At 47.6% G+C, this 3,520-nt stretch carries 3 protein-coding genes; all 3 read right to left on the reverse strand.

The features are described from left to right. Positions 1–258 precede the first annotated feature (258 nt). Genes ACOJS8_RS25745 through ACOJS8_RS25755 form a run of 3 tightly spaced genes read right to left on the reverse strand, consistent with a single transcriptional unit; the run spans position 259 to position 3,198 of the window. Positions 259–1,653: a hypothetical protein gene (locus tag ACOJS8_RS25745; RefSeq protein ID WP_420151427.1), complete on the reverse strand. Its 1,395-nt coding sequence runs from the start codon at positions 1,651–1,653 to the stop codon at positions 259–261. Further along, positions 1,637–2,221, reverse strand: a complete 585-nt coding sequence (locus ACOJS8_RS25750) for an RNA polymerase sigma factor (RefSeq protein ID WP_420151428.1) — start codon at positions 2,219–2,221, stop codon at positions 1,637–1,639. The genes ACOJS8_RS25745 and ACOJS8_RS25750 overlap by 17 nt, the downstream gene beginning before the upstream one ends. Positions 2,222–2,256: 35 nt before the next feature. After that, positions 2,257–3,198 (reverse strand): hypothetical protein, encoded by a 942-nt coding sequence (locus ACOJS8_RS25755; RefSeq protein WP_420151429.1) that lies wholly within the window; start codon positions 3,196–3,198, stop codon positions 2,257–2,259. Positions 3,199–3,520 lie beyond the last annotated feature (322 nt).

Here is a 3,520-nt window from a genome sequence, read left to right on the forward strand (position 1 = left end):
GTTGCGGGTTGAAGATTTGGGGTGGGCTGTGGCTCCGGCGATTCTTTGGTCGGTTGAGTAGGCTGAGGGTACTTTGCCTGCTGCGGCTTGCAGGCGGCCATAAATAGCAATAAAGCAGAGAGTTTTAAGACTGAGTAGTTCATAAATCGATGAATCATAAGAAGCCTGTTTTTCAATACGTTTCCGAAAAAAGTGCAATTCGTTCCCATTAGCCTTTAGGGCATACAGTTAGTTGAAGAAGGGAGTTCGCTAGTTACTCTAGGGTGTATTAGGTCGTATGGTTATGGAAGCGCCTACCAGATACGGGCGAATAATGAGTTGTCGCTCCGTGCTCCAGATACGGCTAAACCCATACTCGACCGTCGGCCCGATCTGCAACTGATAGGTTTTCAGCAGTGGGAACGTTACGCCGACTGTCGCCTTAGCCCAGATAAGCGACTGACGGGTATCCGGTACGTAAGAAATATCGCCACCCATGCGAGTGAAATAGCGACTCTTTGCTCCTCCCAGTTGATATTGCTTACTGATTCCGGCGCCAATCATTGTCAATGATACGTTCTCGGCAACGGGTTTCTCCAGACGGGTTACCTGATATCTGTTTGTTCCCAGTAATTCGACCTGGAACGTACTGGTTGCCAGATCATAGTAGGCCCAGCGACGGATTTGCCCAAACGACAATTCAAAATCATACTGCCGCCATTCAATACCTGCTCTGAGCTGGTAACCCCAGGTTGCTCCTGAAAAAGCAGCGGGAGCATCTACGCGCTGTACATAGGTATCGGGTTTGTCAACTACGGTCATAAGTTGATACGTACTGAGGGGCGCCACACCTACCAACCACCGAACGGACGTTCTGGGTCTGATCGGCCGTTCGGCAGATACAGTAGGTGTAGAAATTTCAACGTTTCGATTGATTTGGGCTATCGGCTCTCCGGCGGAACGTAGTGAAAGCGGTTGCAGCAATTGCCAGGAAACAGCCTTTTCTGCATCCGACTTCTGACGTATTTCAGGTAGAATCAATGGTGTAGATGGTGTTCCTTCCGGTGTGCTTGTAGGCAACATCGGCGACCTGGCTGCTCGCGTACCGTCCTGCGTGGTTTTTTCATCGAACGTAGTAACCGATGCCAAACCGGATTGGTAACGTGGTTCAATACGTTGCCCGGTCATTCTACTACGTTGTTCTGTTTGGCTCTGAGCCTGTGCTACGTACTGCTTTTTGGGTGTAGTGGTAACAAGCGGTTCTAAAGTCGGACTGGCCAATTGTGCATCTGCCCCTGAACGTTTACGCTCCTTAGTCGGACGTAGCGTTTCGGAATCAGTTGATTCAGCAAACCGATGGCTATAGTGTCTGTCGGGCTGCTTTGCCTGCGCTTGGGGCTCAACGGGTGGTGCTACGTTGGAAACCCTGATACGCTGAGCCTTCCTTTGGTAAGAATGCAGCCGCGAGTAATATCCCTTGTAAAAAAAACCTGCCCCCAGCAACAGCAACAGCCCCAGAATGAGCAGGCTAAACTGCCGGGTCGCTACAGGTTTTGAAACGTGCTGCCAGATACGCTCTTTAAGCGAAGTAGACGGCTGTACTTCAAAGTCGTCGAAGACGTCCTGAAAGTGCTTCCTCAGCTTTTTATCGAAAGGGTCATCCGAAGAACTCATGACGTTTTGTTCCGTTCTGTTGAACTTGTTTGATAAGTAATTGCTTAGCCCGACTGTACTGTGATCGAATGGTTGCTTCGGGCTTTTCCATAAGAGCAGCTATCTCCGCGTGAGAATACCCTTCGATTACATATAGATTAAAAACGTATCGGTACGTATCGGGTAACTGATTGATTAATAGCAACAACGCATCGACATCCTGCTGATGAAGCACCGCTTCATAATCATCGCTGACCAGCTCATCCGTTACGTATTCGTGCGCCGTCAATCGCTCCTCCTGACGGGTTGTCCGGTTGTAATAATTGATAGCTGTTCGAACCACTACCGACCGCACCCAACTATCGGCCGACTCGGGTTTTTCGAGCTCGTGAAGGTGCTGAAAAATTTTAACGAACGCGTCCTGAAATATATCTTCTGCTTCGGCCAGGGTTTTGGCGTAGCGTACGCAAACTCCCAGCATACGGCTCTTATAACGCTCGTAGAACGCTTCCTGAGCCTGGGATTCGTGCCGTTGACAGCCAATGACCAGCTGACTCAGACTCGTGTATTTTTTGCGAAAAAACGCCATCCGGATAAGCTATTTAAAAAGGGTGACGTTCTGTTCTACACCAGATTCAAGTACGAACGAGTTATTAATTCTCCATTGCTGTTAAAAGTCATAAACCAGGTTTCGCGGCCTTTCTGAAGGTTTACGGTATACGTTTCTATGGTTCCATAATTCGTTTTAGACAACAGAGGAAACTGTCCTCCCACGTCGAATCCACTAAGTTCAGACGTATTGCGTAGATACGTTTGAATGGCGGATGGCAGTTGGTCAATCGCCGTATAATACTGCGTATTTGGCAAGTTTGTGACACCGAGTAACGTACCCTCGTCATTATAAGTCAGCGTAGGTGTGTTCGTAGCCTGTCTAACCGTAAGGACGTATCGTTTTTCTGTATTCTGCCCAACCTGAACCACCGCGTAATTAAAATCAGCCTGCTGATCCTGCAATGATTTCTGAATGATTGCAGGCAAATTGGCTAACGTTTCAGTCCGATATTCGAGCTGGTGGTAAGGGAGCATCTCCGTTACGTAGGTTATCCGACCATTTACATTTGATACATTCCAGCGAATTGTGTAACGACTTCCGCGCCAGTCATAGTCGGCCAAAATGAGTTGCCCGTTGTTCGTAGCATTTCCATACCAGAAATAATTTTGTAGCCGAAGGTTAGAAAACGTACCGCCATCGATCACGGTATTACGAACCAGCGAGGTCAGTGAATCAGGCAGAGAACGGTTTTCTACCTGGTAAGCCACTAACAGTCTTTGCTGGTTGGTTGCCGCACTAAATCGAGCTGCATTTTGGCTAAAGTTTACCTGCCAGACCTGGTTCTTCTCCAGCGTTTTGAACACCAGCTCCTTAGCCTGTGGAAACTTCCCTGTAACCGCTTCAATGGCACTAACGGGGATATTTTCTTCCGTATCATTTGGCTGTATGTCATTCACTTTATTGCAGCCGCTACCCAATACACCAAGAAGGAAAATCCACCTAATCACTTTCATAAAATCACGTAATTTAATACGCTACGTAGGAAGAACGATCCTATACCGTAGCGCGGATTCAGGGGTTGCCTGCCACAACCTGAACCGTCAAAAGCATAGACACGCAAACGTTTTCGTTTTGTTGCACAGACTTCGCACAATACGGATAAATCTCAACAAAGGATGATAGCCTTTTCGATTACTTATATGTATAATCGGCTCAGTCAGCGTTTATAATGTAACAGCCCACCTTACGTCGACGTAAGGTGGGCTGTTACATTATAAATTAGTTTTTGTACTAGAAGCCTAAGCCAAGTGCAAATCCACGCACACTTGGGTTGCC

This window comes from Spirosoma sp. (genome assembly GCF_048594605.1).
GTDB lineage: Bacteria > Bacteroidota > Bacteroidia > Cytophagales > Spirosomataceae > Spirosoma.

Bases quoted from the DNA above. Each gene is read 5' to 3' on its own strand.
- ACOJS8_RS25755 (WP_420151429.1), bottom strand. From the start codon at position 3,198: ATGAAAGTGATTAGGTGGATTTTCCTTCTTGGTGTATTGGGTAGCGGC.
- ACOJS8_RS25750 (WP_420151428.1), bottom strand. From the start codon at position 2,221: ATGGCGTTTTTTCGCAAAAAATACACGAGTCTGAGTCAGCTGGTCATT.
- ACOJS8_RS25745 (WP_420151427.1), bottom strand. From the start codon at position 1,653: ATGAGTTCTTCGGATGACCCTTTCGATAAAAAGCTGAGGAAGCACTTT.